Source organism: Flavobacterium crassostreae (genome assembly GCF_001831475.1).
Taxonomy (GTDB): Bacteria; Bacteroidota; Bacteroidia; order Flavobacteriales; family Flavobacteriaceae; genus Flavobacterium; species Flavobacterium crassostreae.
In genome coordinates, this window is record NZ_CP017688.1 from 2956427 (window position 1) to 2970851 (window position 14425).

General features: G+C 34.0%; 20 protein-coding genes. 2 read left to right on the top strand and 18 right to left on the bottom strand.

Features of this window, described 5'->3' with window-relative positions; genetic code table 11:
* Nucleotides 1-3: 3 nt before the first annotated feature.
* The 18 genes from LB076_RS13125 to LB076_RS13205 form a co-directional block, all read right to left on the bottom strand.
* Nucleotides 4-594: a hypothetical protein gene (locus tag LB076_RS13125; RefSeq protein ID WP_066332326.1), complete on the bottom strand. Its 591-nt coding sequence runs from the start codon at nt 592-594 to the stop codon at nt 4-6.
* A complete protein-coding gene (locus LB076_RS13130; protein ID WP_066332328.1) occupies nt 591-1040 on the bottom strand; it encodes a hypothetical protein in 450 nt (149 codons plus the stop codon). Before LB076_RS13130 ends, LB076_RS13125 begins: the two co-directional genes overlap by 4 nt.
* A gap of 2 nt (nt 1041-1042) precedes the next feature.
* Nucleotides 1043-1222 (bottom strand): hypothetical protein, encoded by a 180-nt coding sequence (locus LB076_RS13135; protein ID WP_066332330.1) that lies wholly within the window; start codon nt 1220-1222, stop codon nt 1043-1045.
* Between the two features lie 79 nt (nt 1223-1301).
* Nucleotides 1302-1514 carry a hypothetical protein gene (locus LB076_RS13140; protein ID WP_066332332.1) on the bottom strand — a complete coding sequence of 71 codons (213 nt, stop codon included), beginning with the start codon at nt 1512-1514 and terminating at the stop codon, nt 1302-1304.
* Between the two features lie 15 nt (nt 1515-1529).
* Nucleotides 1530-2393, bottom strand: coding sequence for a hypothetical protein (locus LB076_RS13145; protein ID WP_141672806.1), 864 nt, complete (start codon nt 2391-2393; stop codon nt 1530-1532).
* A gap of 16 nt (nt 2394-2409) precedes the next feature.
* Nucleotides 2410-2925, bottom strand: a complete 516-nt coding sequence (locus LB076_RS13150) for a hypothetical protein (protein WP_066332335.1) — start codon at nt 2923-2925, stop codon at nt 2410-2412.
* Nucleotides 2926-2927: 2 nt separating this feature from the next.
* A complete protein-coding gene (locus LB076_RS13155; protein WP_066332336.1) occupies nt 2928-3509 on the bottom strand; it encodes a hypothetical protein in 582 nt (193 codons plus the stop codon).
* Between the two features lies 1 nt (nt 3510).
* Nucleotides 3511-4797, bottom strand: a complete 1287-nt coding sequence (locus LB076_RS13160; protein WP_066332338.1) for a major capsid protein — start codon at nt 4795-4797, stop codon at nt 3511-3513.
* Between the two features lies 1 nt (nt 4798).
* Nucleotides 4799-5173 (bottom strand): hypothetical protein, encoded by a 375-nt coding sequence (locus LB076_RS13165; RefSeq protein ID WP_066332340.1) that lies wholly within the window; start codon nt 5171-5173, stop codon nt 4799-4801.
* A 25-nt stretch (nt 5174-5198) separates the two neighbouring features.
* A complete protein-coding gene (locus LB076_RS13170) occupies nt 5199-5858 on the bottom strand; it encodes a hypothetical protein (RefSeq protein ID WP_141672807.1) in 660 nt (219 codons plus the stop codon).
* Nucleotides 5859-6017: 159 nt separating this feature from the next.
* Complete coding sequence (locus tag LB076_RS13175) at nt 6018-7430, bottom strand: phage portal protein (RefSeq protein WP_066332343.1); 1413 nt, start codon at nt 7428-7430, stop codon at nt 6018-6020.
* A gap of 10 nt (nt 7431-7440) precedes the next feature.
* A complete protein-coding gene (locus LB076_RS13180; RefSeq protein WP_066332345.1) occupies nt 7441-8910 on the bottom strand; it encodes a terminase large subunit domain-containing protein in 1470 nt (489 codons plus the stop codon).
* Between the two features lies 1 nt (nt 8911).
* Complete coding sequence (locus LB076_RS13185; protein ID WP_066332348.1) at nt 8912-9115, bottom strand: hypothetical protein; 204 nt, start codon at nt 9113-9115, stop codon at nt 8912-8914.
* A gap of 2 nt (nt 9116-9117) precedes the next feature.
* Nucleotides 9118-9339: a hypothetical protein gene (locus LB076_RS13190; protein WP_066332351.1), complete on the bottom strand. Its 222-nt coding sequence runs from the start codon at nt 9337-9339 to the stop codon at nt 9118-9120.
* 563 nt (nt 9340-9902) lie between these two features.
* Complete coding sequence (locus LB076_RS13195) at nt 9903-10355, bottom strand: hypothetical protein (RefSeq protein ID WP_066332354.1); 453 nt, start codon at nt 10353-10355, stop codon at nt 9903-9905.
* Between the two features lie 3 nt (nt 10356-10358).
* Nucleotides 10359-10598 (bottom strand): hypothetical protein, encoded by a 240-nt coding sequence (locus tag LB076_RS13200; RefSeq protein WP_066332357.1) that lies wholly within the window; start codon nt 10596-10598, stop codon nt 10359-10361.
* 106 nt (nt 10599-10704) lie between these two features.
* Nucleotides 10705-10854, bottom strand: coding sequence for a hypothetical protein (locus LB076_RS13930; protein WP_157776693.1), 150 nt, complete (start codon nt 10852-10854; stop codon nt 10705-10707).
* Nucleotides 10855-10872: 18 nt separating this feature from the next.
* The gene (locus tag LB076_RS13205; protein ID WP_066332360.1) at nt 10873-12357 is read right to left on the bottom strand and encodes a class I SAM-dependent methyltransferase; all 1485 of its coding nucleotides are present in this window, start codon (nt 12355-12357) and stop codon (nt 10873-10875) included.
* Between the two features lie 337 nt (nt 12358-12694).
* Between LB076_RS13205 and LB076_RS13210 the strand changes: the two genes are divergently transcribed.
* Nucleotides 12695-13486 (top strand): KilA-N domain-containing protein, encoded by a 792-nt coding sequence (locus tag LB076_RS13210; protein WP_066332363.1) that lies wholly within the window; start codon nt 12695-12697, stop codon nt 13484-13486.
* Between the two features lie 163 nt (nt 13487-13649).
* Nucleotides 13650-14270: a hypothetical protein gene (locus LB076_RS13215; RefSeq protein WP_066332368.1), complete on the top strand. Its 621-nt coding sequence runs from the start codon at nt 13650-13652 to the stop codon at nt 14268-14270.
* The last annotated feature ends 155 nt before the right edge of the window (nt 14271-14425 follow it).

The window sequence follows — 14425 nt, forward strand, 5'->3', positions numbered from 1 at the left end:
AGCTTATTTTTTCGGGTTACTTTTTTCAATTGCCTTAATTTTTTCGGAAACCTGTTTTTGTAATGCCATAACCTTAGTATACGTAACTGTGTTGTAGTCAAAATCTAATCCCCCAAGTATTGTACAATAGAAAGCAAGAACCTCGTCAATATTTATTTTGTTCAAACTTTGATTTTCATCTTGTTTTGGTAGTTTGCTTTGATACTTTTTAACGCTAGTTAGAATAGCTTGACTCTCCCGCCTTACCATCTCTAAATCCGAATAGTAATTCTCGGCAGTGATCTTATATCCGTATGTTCGTAAAATGTTTGCTAATTCTTCATCATAATCAAATTCTAAGGCCACAATTGCTAATTGAATAAGATCATGTTTGCAGTTTAATGCTGAAATTTCGCATTCTATTTTTAGTATTTCGTCCGAAGTACTGCTAGTATTCAAAACAATTAGTTCTTCAAAAATAGAAGCCCAAATAAGTTCTAGTTTTTCTAAATCTGGATTTTCTTCATCGGTAAGTAGATGAAGATTTAAAACGGGATCATGGACTATTTTTAGAACTATCTTGTATGGTATGGTCTCTAGTGTTTGGTATGTCATATCCTTAATTTTAAACGATAATAACTAATGATGAAAGGCTTTAATTCGTTTTCAATTAATTCCGAAAGACTTTCATCCGTAAGTCCTAAAATATCTTTTGATAACCAGCTTTTTGATTTTAGTATCTCAGCATAGTGGGGCGATTTTGAACCAAAACGAATTACTCCAGATACTTCCTGCATATACATTTTAGTGAATAAATCACCGGTATCTTTGGCATCGAAAGGTTCGCCTTGTTTCTTTTTTCCTTTGGTAATCTGTTCGGTCGCATAGGAGTAAAAACCAACTGCTTGTCCGTAGATATCTTGGCTTTTTTCAAACAATTGTTCTTTGTTTTTGTCTAAAAATTGCTTCTCTATACTCCTGATGAATTTAAAAAGATCTCTTGAAATCGTTTCTGGTTTCAATTGTTTTGCTATTGCTATATGTTGGTGGAAGTTTGCCATATTTACTTAACATTTCTAAGCAAGAAAAAAATCAAAGTTTTCATGTATAACTGCGATGCTATTTCTTCTCCAACAAACAACCTTAAAAACTTAAATACATAAGGCGCTATTTTGGCAACTGTTTTATAAGTTTTCTCTTTTCTTACATCAATTATATCGCTTCTTTTTATTTGTCCTTTCATGATTTTTGATTTAACTTTTATAAAAAAAGAGGCTAAACCATCATGTGATTTTAGCCTCTTTTACAATAAGATTAGAATTCTATTTTTCTTTAGTAACTACTTTGGCATCCTTTACTTTGATATCTAAAACGCCAGATGTAGCCACTTTAAATGCTTCTTTTAGTTTTACCAATCTTTCCTTCTCTGGGAACTTCTTAAATACATGTGTATTTTCAAATTCTGCCTTGAACACTTCAAATGTGCTGTCGTAGTTTTCTCGGAAAGTAATTCCGTTATAGCTTCTTTTTTCCATGATATTAAGATGAAATTAATGCATTATTGCTTCAGCTATAATTTCATAAGAATCTTCTACTTTGGCAAGCACGCCTGTACCATTTAGAATGCCTTTTGTGGGAAAATCAGTACCCGTTAATTCATATACTCCATTGGCATCTGCTACAATAAATGAGTGAGTAATAGCCGCTCCATCTGTTGTAGTGTAACTTATGTCATCATTTTTTAATGACGTGATAGGATCTTTTGTGTCGTTTTCTAACACTTTGAACTTAACTGAAGTTGCAGATTGTGAAACCAGTTCAATTATTGCATCTATTATGCCTTTAACCTCTACTGTTGGAGACCAATCTGGTCGCAAAATATGGCCATCATTTTCAAATTCTCGATAGTCTTCGTAGGTTAAAGTTACTGGAGTATAAGGTGGTTTATCCTTCATAGCATCCACACGTTTACCAACTTCAATGGTTACCATTTGGCCTTTAACTTTAACGCCATCATTGGAGATTGCCTTAATTTCTTGTTTGTCTGTAAATTCATAAAGACGCATTTTTTTTCCATCATATGAGGCCACTGCATTATGAGATGGCAATCCGATCATCATGTTAAATGTTCTGATTTTCTTCCCGTTTGCCGTTTTGTATTTGGTATTACCCTCATAATAACTATCCGCTGTATCGGCAACTGCTAGTTCTTCCAAATCATAGAATGGAATTATTTTTTTTAATAGCACGTCCGTTTTCCAGGATTCTAACGCTTTAGCAGCTGTTGTTGTCGCAAATTCTTGCTCGGTAGTTGCTATAGCATACTTTACTACCGGACCTTCGAGGACTTGCCTATTGGCTCCTGTATTTCTAGCGGTATTTGTAGCATTGTTTGATTCTACTAATATTGGCATAATTTTAATTTTTAAATTAATAATATAGATTACCATTTATTGAAAAAGTATGATACGGTTGTATGTCATACTCTTTGATTTGATCGGTATTGAAATCCGAAAGCACATTTTCAATTCCTTTTTCAATTGCTGTTATCTCAATTGCTTTTAGTTTTTTGAGCAGATCTATTGCATTCTGTTGAATTTCAGAATCGGATCTATAGTTTTTAATAGATGCAACTTTATTCAAATTGAGCATAAAAACCACCTTTACTTTCGCAAAAAAGCGATCACCATCTGTTGTAGTGTGTTCATCATTATCTACAAAAAAGATACTCCCACCTGGTGCATTTCTATCATCATAGAGGACTTCTTTTCTTTCGGTATTGGATATGCTAATCTGGGGAGAGAGTCCTTTGCCTTCCTTATTTACTATTTTTTGAACTCTACCATAAAAATCAACATTTTCAAAACCTAAATGTTGAAATAGCACATCTTGCATGATCTTTATTTTGTTGTCAATACCTGTTTTTGGATAGTTGTTGTAGTTCATTTTTACCAAGTTTTACCGTTATTAACGGTTGGATTTGTTGGGAACAATCTATTTGAAGCCATTTTGACCGCTTTATTGAGTTTTTGCCCTAACCCGTTAGCTACTGTAATACCTAATTCATTTTTCCATCCTTCTATCTCTAATTTTAATGCAGAAATAGCCATTTGAGCGGATCTTTCGCTAAAATTCTTCCTTTCGGTTGAAATAAAAAGCTCTAAAACGCTCATGGCTACTTTATAACCTACAGCATCGTCAAACAATACAGAATTAGTAATAATACTATTTGAATAATCTGTTTCCAAATCACTGTTTGGATTCAGATCAATAACCAACGTCAACACTGCCCTAGTAGCATTGTCTCTTATTTCGGCTAGTTTAGCATTGAATTCTTCATCAAGTATATTTGGATCAGGAACAGCAGCCAAAACATTCTCTATAGTCACTAATTGGTGAAACGACTGAAAATTGCGTTTGCTTGTGCCATTTTCGATGGCTTCTACTAAATTAATAGTGAAGCCATCTACTTGTGGTTTACCCCAACCAATGCGTTTAGAAATTACTTCTATGCTTTGTTCGCTGTACATATTATACTGATGGTGTTATATTACCTTCGAAAATTAACACTTGCTCTTCTGACATTTCATCAATGTACTTCGCTAATGTAGCATCTAGGTTAGTAGATTTAGCTTTATTAGCTTCATAGGCCGAGTTTATTGCAGAAATAACAGACGGTTTTGTATAAGAAACTGTTTTGTATAAGTAAACAGCGTCACCCTCTGTTTGTGTATCTTTAGAAGCTGTATCTTCCTCTGTATTCAAATAAAACAGAGATTCTACATTCTGCAATACCGGAATAACAAGAGCTTCCCCAGCTGTTCTTTCACTTACGGGATCAGTTGTTCCATCTTTTTTAACCAAGATGTAATTATTAGGCTCCGCATAAACCACTTGAGGCTGTTTAAATGTAGATTCTGCAAGTTTACTGTACACTAAAGCACCGACTTTTGTTCCAGTTGAAAATACTACCATGTTAGGCGTCCATCCTTGAGATGAAGTTCTTTTACCGTCTTTTTCATGGAAAAAAGTTCTATCAATAATTCTTAAGGTTAGATTTAAGTTTCTGCTAAAAACATCTGCTAACTGAGTAGTGCTTAAAGAAGGTACATTTGTCCCAACAAAATTCAAACTAAATGCGAACATCTGTTTTACTTGATCGTTGTTCAAAATATTTCTTGCAATCTTACTATCCATCCAAATAGTATTAGGAGTTTGCCCTGTACTTTTTGCTGCTTCTAAAATCCTGTTTATGTCGTCAATTGGTTTTGAATTAGCATCGCTCCATTTTACAGATGTTCCAAATTGATTGTCTTTTGGAATATTATAATTTATGCGGATTCCTGTGCCGACATTTAAAGCGTCTTCGATCAAAGTAATACCTCCAGAGAAACCTAATAAATGAGCCTGTTCGATTTTTTCTTTGATACCATAAATCACTGATTCTGTATCATTGAAAATCTTTTTGATAAGTTCTTTAACTCTGTCTTTTCTATTGGATAGATTAATCAAAGTGTTCATTTGTTTTTCATCCAAAACATACTTAATAGCCATTTTTGGAATATCTCCAGAAGCCATTTTTAACGAGCCTCTGGTTTTAATTGGAGCTGGAGAATCAAAAGAAACAACGTCAGCCGTAACTCTTGTAAAGTTTCCGCTTATAGAAGCGTATGTCATGTCGTCTGAGAACTCCTCATCTAACATTTCGTCGTGAAGGTATTTAGGCTCTTCTTTAGAACCATTTACCTTATCGTAAAAGTATTTTGCCGTTGTTGGAAAATATTTACTTACTAAATCTTGAAAAATTGACTTTGCCATTTTAGTCTACTTGGTTATGAATGCCTAAAAGTTTTAATGCAGCGATTGAATTTGCATTAAACGGGTATTTAGTTGCATTACTGTTAATAGTTCCTTGTGTCATCATCCCCGTTGAAGGTTTTGATTTTTTAGTGTTCGAGCGCACAACGCCTACTAACTTTTCATGAAGCGAGCCATCAATTGGCTGCGGCTTATAAATTGGAGCTTCTGCAGTCCCATCATTTATAATTCCGTGACCTTTAAAGATAACATCATCAGGAAAACCTGTAGTGTCTAACACTAAACCTCCCTCTTTACCGTGAATGTAGTGTTTGATGGCAGCATCATAACCGCCTTCAAACTCTTGTTCTGTTGTACTTAAATCCAATGTAGCCATTGCTTCTTCCTTTTAGATTATTAAATTATCCTTCGTAAATCGCCTTTATATCTTCCAATGTAGGCTCTGATTTACTAAGTCCAAAACCAGCTGGACCTCCATAAACATTACTATCCGCATTTACTTGTACTAATTCCGAGTATTCCGATTCTAATTCTTTGATTTGATCCTCGAATGGAGTATCAGAGTTAACATCTACACGGTTAATCCAGCGGTCTTTTAATTCAGGTTTCATCCCTTTTAGAACTTCGGATTTACCAAACAACTGCGAGGCCGTTTGTTTTTTAGTTTCAAGCACATTCCCAGATTTGATTGATTCCAAATCAGAAGTTAGTTTTTCGTTTGACTTTAGTAACGCTTTCGCCCAAGCTGGAGCATCATCATCGATTTTAACTTCTTCTTCCTCGTCCTCTTCTTTTTTACCGCCTTTTTTTGCTGCTAATTCTTCGGCTTTCTTTTTGTCCGCTTCAAGAGTTCTTGTTCTATCGTCCTCTTGAGCTACCGCTACAAAATCAATTACATCATTGTAATCGTTAATAATAGCATCAATAGTCGCTTCATCAGCATCATCAGCTGGCTTTGGTGCAAGTTTAGCCGTGTAAACGTCTAGCCTTTTTTGACTTAAGTTCGCCTTAGGAAATAATGCCTTAAGTCGTGCCTTAATAATTTCTGGTTTTACTGCCATGATAAAATGTTTAAATTGTTGATTGTTATTAGTCAACAAATGTAACATATTATGTTACATTTTTATTAAGACTTAATAAAAATTATACTATTAAATAAACCGCATCGAATGGTATGCAATTTATCTCACTCATAAGTAAAATATTTTTAACTTAATCAATTACAAAGCTGGAGGTATCACTTCCGTAACTTTATTTTCCAACTCAATTTGCTTGATCTCTCCCTCTTGATCATCAACTAAGTCGATTAATCCGATAGCCGTTTTTTTGCTGACAAATTTACCTTCTACAGCTGATTTCAGGTAAGTAACTGTTTCTGAAATATCAGACGGTAAAATGGAATTGAATTGAATATCATAATAGAGTGATTTACCAATTGTGGCCGTTCCGATATTGGTAGTTTTAGTTACTCCAGATAGAATCACATTAACACATCTTTCGATGAATGTACGTGCAGCTGACTGTTTTAAAGCTGCTTTTATGTCGGTTGCAATAAACATCAGTTTTACTGTTTTTTCGGCCACATTACCCAAAGCTTTCAATTTGTCTAATGACAAATTAGGAACTCCGGAACCGTAAGCGATAATATCCTCCAGCTTGTCTAGTTCCAACCTGTTGCTTTCAGGTGCCGTTGTTGCTTCAAGAAAACTAACCCCTCCTTTGATAACAGTTTTACCATCGTCACCGCCTAATGTAATTGGGACGTTAAAATGTTTTCCACTTTCTTCTTTTGTTGGCATTCCATTTACTTGCCCCTCGGTAACTAAAATCGGGTGTCCTGAGTAGTCATTGGCATCGCCTAGTTTTGACATGGCTACTTCGTGTCTGTCAATTGGTGATTTTACGGTGTACCAAATTGGCTCGTCTTGACTATCATACACTATGGGGATTCTATCAAATCCATGAGGTAGATTTGCAAACTGTGCTAAATCTTTCAAATGAATCATATTTGTCTCGTTCCAAATTTGCACATTGGCTACTTCTTTATCGCCTTCTTTGGATTTATATTCCCACATGAAGAGCTTCATATCTCCAGAACTATCAAAGTAAGGCGTCATAATGCCTTTGGTATTGTCTAAAACTTTAGCTTTGATTTCTTTGGCTTGTTTTTTCAATTTCATAAACTCCAAAACTTTGTTTAAGAGTGAAGTCTCTCCGGCATCCACAATATAAAACTGCATTGCCACCTGTGTTTGAGAAAACTTGACAATAGTTGCTTCCAGCAATTTAGAATCAATGCGGTTCACGCGCCAAATTTGCTTAACCAGTTTAGATAAATCATTATCCTCTGACGGAATTAAGGTAATGGGTTTTCCAATAACAAATGCAGCCAATGTTTCCGCAATATTCTGGGCGTGGTTAATGTAAATTTTAACCATTCTAGAAACCGTGCCACCTTCTAAAGGTTTATCTTTTTGAATCACTTCAATTTGTTGATCTCTTTGGCTGCGATCAAAGTCTTTGTATTCTTTAATATAGTTTTCAATATCAGACGCTTTCTTGATGCTTTTGGCTTTTATTGTCTCAATCGCCTTTTGTGGGTCGGATTTTAATAGTTCGATTATTTCTTCCATGGTGTTTTTATTAATAATTTAATTTTCTACTTTCTTCTGGTGTTATTGCAAAAACGGTAACTCCTTGGCTATTATGAGCGATGTGGCCATAACGAGCAGCATCCCAAATGTGGTTCCATTTATCAATAGGTTGATTGATTTGAAGTCCAGCAATCTCCTTCATTTTATAGTTTTGCTGCTCCTTTAATGCTTGCTTATACAAGTGATTTTTAACGATATGTATTTTCTTTTTCTTCATAGAAGTAAGCCAAAACATAACCGATTTGGTTTTACTTATTTTATAAGCACGGACAAATCCCTCGTTCTTTAAACCTCGAACCATTTCCACGGTTCCTTTGTTCTCACCAGTGTACTTATCCGCTGAATCACATGGGATAATGTCTTTTGTTTTGTCAATACCTAAGCTAATAAGTAACTCTGCCAATGCTGGTGGAGTTTCTATTGGCTCATAAGACAAAGGCTCAATCCAAATATTATGCTCATCCTCTGCATATCTAACAAGGGTGTTTGGATCTGTTGTAAACCCAAAGTCATTAGGATAAATTGGCGCTTTATCTTCAGGGAATGAATCAATCCAAAATACATGAGGAAATATTAAACCTTTCATTGCACCACGTAAACCAAGCCCGTAAATTTTCCAGTAATCCTCATCGGCTGTTCCGTTAGTAATATTGGTTGGATGCGGTGGAGGCTGATTAGTTTTACTTATTTCTTCGACTTTCTTAGTGTCTTTATTGTAACACATGATCACATTGTCTTTCACAATATAAGAACCAGGCTTCCATGGTTCCGTTATTGTAATCTCATGGCGCTCTTGTGGTGATATGAATTTGTTATCGTGAAATGTTGTTCTTAGGAAAGCAACGTCTGGACGGCCTAAAGCATTATCGAAAAACCAATGATCTGTAAATGATGGATTATAATCCGCCCACCAAAACTTACGGCAGCGCATTTTTACCTGGTCAAATACCGATTTTTTAATAAACATTACTTCATTAAAAAAAGCATAGTCACAACCTCCCCCATGCTTACCATCACCAATAAAATATATTTTTGATTTACCTATTTTAAATGTTTTGACTTCTTCGGCATCATGGAATTTATTAGGCAGCCCAAAATCATCTAACCTACGCTTGAAATCATCGTATAAGGTGGTTTTGAATTCATTGTATGTTTGGCGATAAATGTTGATTGTGCATCCGTTGGTTTCGTAGAATAAGCAAAGCCAAATAATAATATCTACACCGGACCATGTTTTACCAGAACGGGAAGAACCTTCTAACCCAGCACCGCGATAACCCGAAACAAGATCTATTTGACCGTTTACTTCTTCGTACTTTTGTTCTTTAATAGCTTTTTGTAATAGCTTGAAATTTGGGTTTTGCTCTGTAGTTTCGTCATTAAGCTTATTACGTAAAATATCAATATCTCTTTCTTTCAAAAGAGTATCTAGTTCTAGAATTTCGGCTTCTGTAAGCAAATTATTTAGTTTTAAATCCCCTAGATTTCTTTTGCAAAGCTCTTGTTTGATCAGTTTTTGAACGTATTTGAACGTTGTTTTTATTCTCAAACATATTTGTATTTAACTCTTCAGCATAGTCTAATACAGCATATCCAATAAGAACCGGATCTGTTGTTTCTTTTCCTTTAATAAAAACACGTCCGTTTTCTATCTCTATTTTCATAATTACTCTGTTAAATCTTTAATGATTTCTTTGGCAATATGAAGCTCTCTATCCATATAGTTTTTATCTACAACATACTCTTCACCAAATTTCTGAATTTGATAGATAATTCTTTCAATACTATCAGTTGTAGTGTTTTTTAAAAGAATTCCCTTTAAAAAAGGCGTATTCTTTATTAGTTTCTTGAATGTTGGAGTTTCTTGAATTTTTAATTTTATATCCATCTTTTGATTTGGTCTCGGGCTGGTGTATTAAGTTAAGTACTGATTTTACTGGGTTATTCAAAAATTAAAAAAAGTCATTCACATCTGATTTTTTATAGAGTAAGCTTATGAAAATTGTAAACACTCACTTATCTCAACGCTAAACGATTCAGATTGTCTACGAGCCAGACCAATAATCCACGTATCACAGAATGATTTAACGAGCCTTTCCAACCCGAATGGTTCTATGTCCCGACTTATCGGGGTGAATGACTTTTTATATTGTGGAGAATAACAGAATCGAACTGTTTTAATAGTGGCCAGCTACCGTCTTGCCATTAGACGAAATCCCCTGATCACTCTTTCACTTTTAACCTAAAGGAAACGGCTTCTCTGATAACGAAAGGAATTCCCCATTTATGTCTGGAATCAATGGCCTACTTAAAAAGCCAATCGTTTACTGACTGGCTTTTGAGCTAAAGTTTATTAATATTATTTCATGGCTAAATGATTTAATTTGATTTCAAATATAAGCATTAATGTAACATAATATGTTACATTGTGGTTAAAAAAAACACACGCCTTTACTTTGTCGCTTTTGCAACTAATTCTGCTATTCTTTTATCACGGCTAATTGGGTCTGAAACATCAACTAGTGCCACTGGATTATTTTTATCTCCCTGAAGCATAACTCGATGTACTGGATAAAGACCCTCTAACTTATTAATTTCTTTTTGAATTTGGTTTACAGCCGTCATGCCCTGTGGAGTGCCTTTGAACTGATCTTTCATAGATCGTATATTCTGTTTTAACTCAGCAATTCTAAGCGCTCTCTTTTGTTCAATGGTCGCCTCTTGATCTTCATGCCAGATCTTATACGCTTTTTGAAGTAAATTTTTAGACTGTCTCCTACCTACACCCCATTCTTGCTCTATATTTTTTAAAATCAAATAATCCTGAATACCATTAATAATCCACCCCTGAATAGTGAAAACTCTTTTTTCTGTTTCTAATTTTGTTGATTTTATTCCCGGCATGACTTATGGGTTTGTTGGATACATCCTTTTAATTACAGCAATGTGTCGACTCAGTTCCGTTATTCTATCTCTAAGCTTAATGGCTTCTTTTTCTCTTAACAAACGTATCTCTTGATCTTGCTCTGCAATTGGTTTTGGATCATAGGCTGCCAAAGCTTTTTCGTTGATTACTTTTTCTTCTTCTAGATAGGCTACTATAGACTCTCTCATTTCTATTAATATTTGATAGTTACTTTTAGCCATTTATACACTTAGTTTTATTTTTAATGGCTCAAAAATAAACAAAACTAAAATCAAACCTATACGGTGACCGAAGCCACCGTTATAAAAAAATCAATTTATTGTCATTCTAAAAAGCATAAACCTCATGGCCATCTAATAATAAAACCTTGTTACCTATGATTGCAAAAACTTTTGTTTTTACTTCTATTATTTGCCCTCTATCTTCGATTGTATACGTGAAATCTGCTCCTTTTTTTATGTTCTCTAGTAAATACATTTCTTGTCTGTTTTATTATTACAGAGCAATATTGGGTTGATTATTCAACTCTTCCAAGTCTTCACCTAAGTTTAATTCCGGGTAATTTTGCTTTATTTTTTTTGGGTCTCCTTTATAGAAGACTAAAACATTTTGATGCATCTTACCTATTTTACGACCTCCATTGAATTGACGCCTAACACGTACTGCCAGTGACCCAACCACGTTTACTAAAATGATTTCGTTATAATATTCCATCCCAGCATCTTTAAAGGCCTGAATAGTATCACTAACAAAGTTGTAATAGAATCCTTTTTTGTCGCGAACATCGCCAACTACAAAACACGCAAAACGATCTTCTTTTAATTGCGCAACTGATTTCTTAATGATTGAAAAATATACCTCTTTGAAGTCTGCATAGTCCATATTAGATAAGTCCTTTGGATCATCACTGTATTTTTCAAGGTCGGCATAAGGTGGGCAACTATAGAGGAAGTCCACATCTTTAAATTCTACCTCATCTAAAAACTCATTACTGTCTCCGGCGTGCCAAGTAACATCTTCTAAGTTTAATAATGCAGCTTGTTTTCTATTCGCTTCTACTTGAGCTAGCCTTAAATCAATTCCATCGTAAGGATAGCCTAAAATTCCTGCCACAACTCCACGAACCGAACCACCAGCAAACGGATCTAAAATCCTGCCTCCTTTGGGACAAAACCAGCGGTAGGATAATTCACAAAGAACTGGATCAAAAATACTCGCACCTTCATACACGTGCATCCCTTTTTGTTTTGCATAATCAATAATTTCATCCCATGATGGCTCACGTCCTAATGATTCCCGCATTTTATTTCTTAGTTCGTAAATAGCCGTTGACTGGCCACTTTTTGCAATCAATTCTACATCTTCTCTAGTCTCTTGAGAATTAAAGCCCAAAGCAATCCATTTACGTTTGCGTTCTTGCCATACTCCAGAGCGAGTGTCTAGTATTGAAAATGGAGGAAAAATAAAACTATCCTTTAGTGATGAAGGTACTATCGGTTGATTTGTGGACCCGGTATTGTTCATTAGACCCTCAAAGGCAATATTATCAAAATCCGGTATGTTCATCAAACCTTGTAAGTCTGGAAAATCTAAATCAAAATTTTGAACGAAATCTAGCAATCCTTGTTGTGTGATTTTAGCATAAGCACTCGAGTAAACTAAAACCAGTTCCGCAGCTTCTTTCATGTTTGCACAATCAATAAAAGTGGCCGGCAATTCTTCTGGAACTTGATGACCCGCCATTTGTGAAACAAAGTTTAAATCTAAATACCTATGCCTACCATCCAAACAATAGTTCACACCCTGATGATGCCAGACTTTAAAGGGATCTATAAATTGGTATTTAATAATAGATTCGATCAGTTTTTCGGATCCATTGTTTACCCATTCTTTAAAATTTTCTTGTTGAAGAAATTGGAGTTTCCCCCATTTAATAAGCTCTGTCTTTAATATTCTAGATCCAATTATTTGATCATTCATAAGTTATTATTTTTATTTTGGTAACATTATGAAACAAATATAAATAATTATAAGTTCAAAGTAACATATTATGTTACATGTTAGGTGTGAATCAATTAATATATTGTTAAATAATTTCTGTTTTAAAATAAAATATAAACCAACAAAAGGAAGCTGGAGGTATTTTTATGGCTATTACTACCCACTTACAAAAGGTTTTAACCAATTTGTAAATTTTGTAAAACTTCCATTTTAAATTGTATATTCGTTACAGCGAAGGTAATCGTATCCAAAGCCTGCAAACTAGTTAAGGCGTGAACGTTGGCAGTCAGCTTAAAAAATCGTAAATACATAAAATATGTCTAAACAATTAGAAATTCCTTTTATTAACAGAGAACTAGAGCATATACCTGTAGTTCAAAGAATAACTGATGGTTACATTAACGCAACAGATATTTGTAAAGCTGCTAACAAAAACTTTGCAGATTATTCAAGACTAAAAAACACTATTGAATTTTTAGATGCCCTTTCTGCCGATATGGGAATTCCCATATCGGAACTTGTCCAACAAATTAAAGGAGGAATACCTTCTTTTCAAGGAACTTGGGTTCATCCGCAAGTTGCTATAAATTTGGCGCAATGGGCTTCTCCTAAATTTGCAGTTTTAGTTTCAAAGTGGGTTTTCGAATGGATGAATGGAAACATTCCAAACAAATCGAAATTACCTTATCATATCCAAAGATATTTAATAAACCGAAGCGAAATTCCACACACTCATTTTTCTGTTTTTAACGAAATAATTTTTAATTTAATAGCTCCGTTGGAAGATATAGGTTATGAATTGCCAGATAAACTTGTTCCAGACATCTCTCAAGGACGTATGTTTGCAGGATGGATAAGAAAAGAAAAAGGATTAGAACCTAATGACTTCCCTACTTATACTCATACATATCCAGACGGACGAGTAATCCCAAATGTAAAATTATATCCAAATACTTTATTAGCTGACTTTAGAAAACATTTTTATGATATATGGATTAAAGAACGTGCACCAAAGTATTTTTCGGAAAGAGATAAAAATGCTTTACCATATTTACAAAAAGTGATTATTTCATTACCAGCACCTATTGAAATAAAGCAAATTAAATAAAAAGCCGAACTGCCAACAGCCATTTAGCAATATTGCGAGTTTTACGGTAAATTCATGTTTACGTTTCGCAAGATTATATTTCTTTAGCGGAAAATAATCGGTCACGAAGTTCGCAACATAGCTAAGTGGCATAACGTTAGCAACAATTATAAAAAATACGTAAATGAAGAAACTATTATTAATAACTTTAATTCTTACTTTTATAACAACTTATAGTCAAGAAGAAAAAACACAAATGATTTCCAAATTTGATTATTCTGAAGATAATCGTGAATATGTAATGGAAAATTTTCTTGGAATTGAGAAACTCGATTTTAGTTTTACAAATTCAGAAAAATTAATTGGAAAAAATTTTAAAATTACTCTACGTAAATATAAAAACGGGGAAATTGAAATAGAAAAAATTGTCATTAACACTAAAGGAGAAGGATTACCTACGATTAATAAAGATTTTAAATTTTCTTTAATAACCCAACAGATTCTAAACAATGAAAAGATTGCTTTTTTCTTTCCTGCATTTTTTAATAAACAAATTTTTGAAGTTAATAAAAAATTTAAAGATGGTACAATGTTACTTAGAGAAGTAAATGGAGGTTATGAAAAGATTAATTTTGAAATTGGAAAAGAAATACAAATTGCTTTAATTACACCGCCAAATGACAATCCAGATAAAGGCAATTTAGGATATTGTGAAGTGTCAAAAGGGAATATTGATGTTGAAAAATGGTATGAAAAATATAAAATTTCGGAATTTTTCTTAATCTACTTAATTGTTGAAGAATAATAACTGTTGCTAACAGCAGTTTGCAAAAATGGCGGGTTTTGGGCTTAATTTAAAGTTGGTCTTGTATCCGATAAATTTGTGCTCATCCGAAGATTTTGCTTCCTTATTCTCAAACTGCTTGTAGGGCGAGAACGTTATGGGCAATGCTAAAAAAA

Excerpts from the sequence above, each read along its gene's own strand:
- LB076_RS13165 (WP_066332340.1), bottom strand. The coding sequence starts at position 5,173 with ATGGCTACATTGGATTTAAGTACAACAGAACAAGAGTTTGAAGGCGGT.
- LB076_RS13170 (WP_141672807.1), bottom strand. The coding sequence starts at position 5,858 with ATGGCAGTAAAACCAGAAATTATTAAGGCACGACTTAAGGCATTATTT.
- LB076_RS13175 (WP_066332343.1), bottom strand. The coding sequence starts at position 7,430 with ATGGAAGAAATAATCGAACTATTAAAATCCGACCCACAAAAGGCGATT.
- LB076_RS13140 (WP_066332332.1), bottom strand. The coding sequence starts at position 1,514 with ATGGAAAAAAGAAGCTATAACGGAATTACTTTCCGAGAAAACTACGAC.
- LB076_RS13200 (WP_066332357.1), bottom strand. The coding sequence starts at position 10,598 with ATGGCTAAAAGTAACTATCAAATATTAATAGAAATGAGAGAGTCTATA.
- LB076_RS13185 (WP_066332348.1), bottom strand. The coding sequence starts at position 9,115 with ATGAAAATAGAGATAGAAAACGGACGTGTTTTTATTAAAGGAAAAGAA.
- LB076_RS13205 (WP_066332360.1), bottom strand. The coding sequence starts at position 12,357 with ATGAATGATCAAATAATTGGATCTAGAATATTAAAGACAGAGCTTATT.
- LB076_RS13930 (WP_157776693.1), bottom strand. The coding sequence starts at position 10,854 with ATGTATTTACTAGAGAACATAAAAAAAGGAGCAGATTTCACGTATACA.
- LB076_RS13150 (WP_066332335.1), bottom strand. The coding sequence starts at position 2,925 with ATGAACTACAACAACTATCCAAAAACAGGTATTGACAACAAAATAAAG.
- LB076_RS13190 (WP_066332351.1), bottom strand. The coding sequence starts at position 9,339 with ATGGATATAAAATTAAAAATTCAAGAAACTCCAACATTCAAGAAACTA.
- LB076_RS13160 (WP_066332338.1), bottom strand. The coding sequence starts at position 4,797 with ATGGCAAAGTCAATTTTTCAAGATTTAGTAAGTAAATATTTTCCAACA.
- LB076_RS13135 (WP_066332330.1), bottom strand. The coding sequence starts at position 1,222 with ATGAAAGGACAAATAAAAAGAAGCGATATAATTGATGTAAGAAAAGAG.
- LB076_RS13155 (WP_066332336.1), bottom strand. The coding sequence starts at position 3,509 with ATGTACAGCGAACAAAGCATAGAAGTAATTTCTAAACGCATTGGTTGG.
- LB076_RS13130 (WP_066332328.1), bottom strand. The coding sequence starts at position 1,040 with ATGGCAAACTTCCACCAACATATAGCAATAGCAAAACAATTGAAACCA.
- LB076_RS13215 (WP_066332368.1), top strand. The coding sequence starts at position 13,650 with ATGAAGAAACTATTATTAATAACTTTAATTCTTACTTTTATAACAACT.
- LB076_RS13195 (WP_066332354.1), bottom strand. The coding sequence starts at position 10,355 with ATGCCGGGAATAAAATCAACAAAATTAGAAACAGAAAAAAGAGTTTTC.
- LB076_RS13145 (WP_141672806.1), bottom strand. The coding sequence starts at position 2,393 with ATGCCAATATTAGTAGAATCAAACAATGCTACAAATACCGCTAGAAAT.
- LB076_RS13125 (WP_066332326.1), bottom strand. The coding sequence starts at position 594 with ATGACATACCAAACACTAGAGACCATACCATACAAGATAGTTCTAAAA.
- LB076_RS13210 (WP_066332363.1), top strand. The coding sequence starts at position 12,695 with ATGTCTAAACAATTAGAAATTCCTTTTATTAACAGAGAACTAGAGCAT.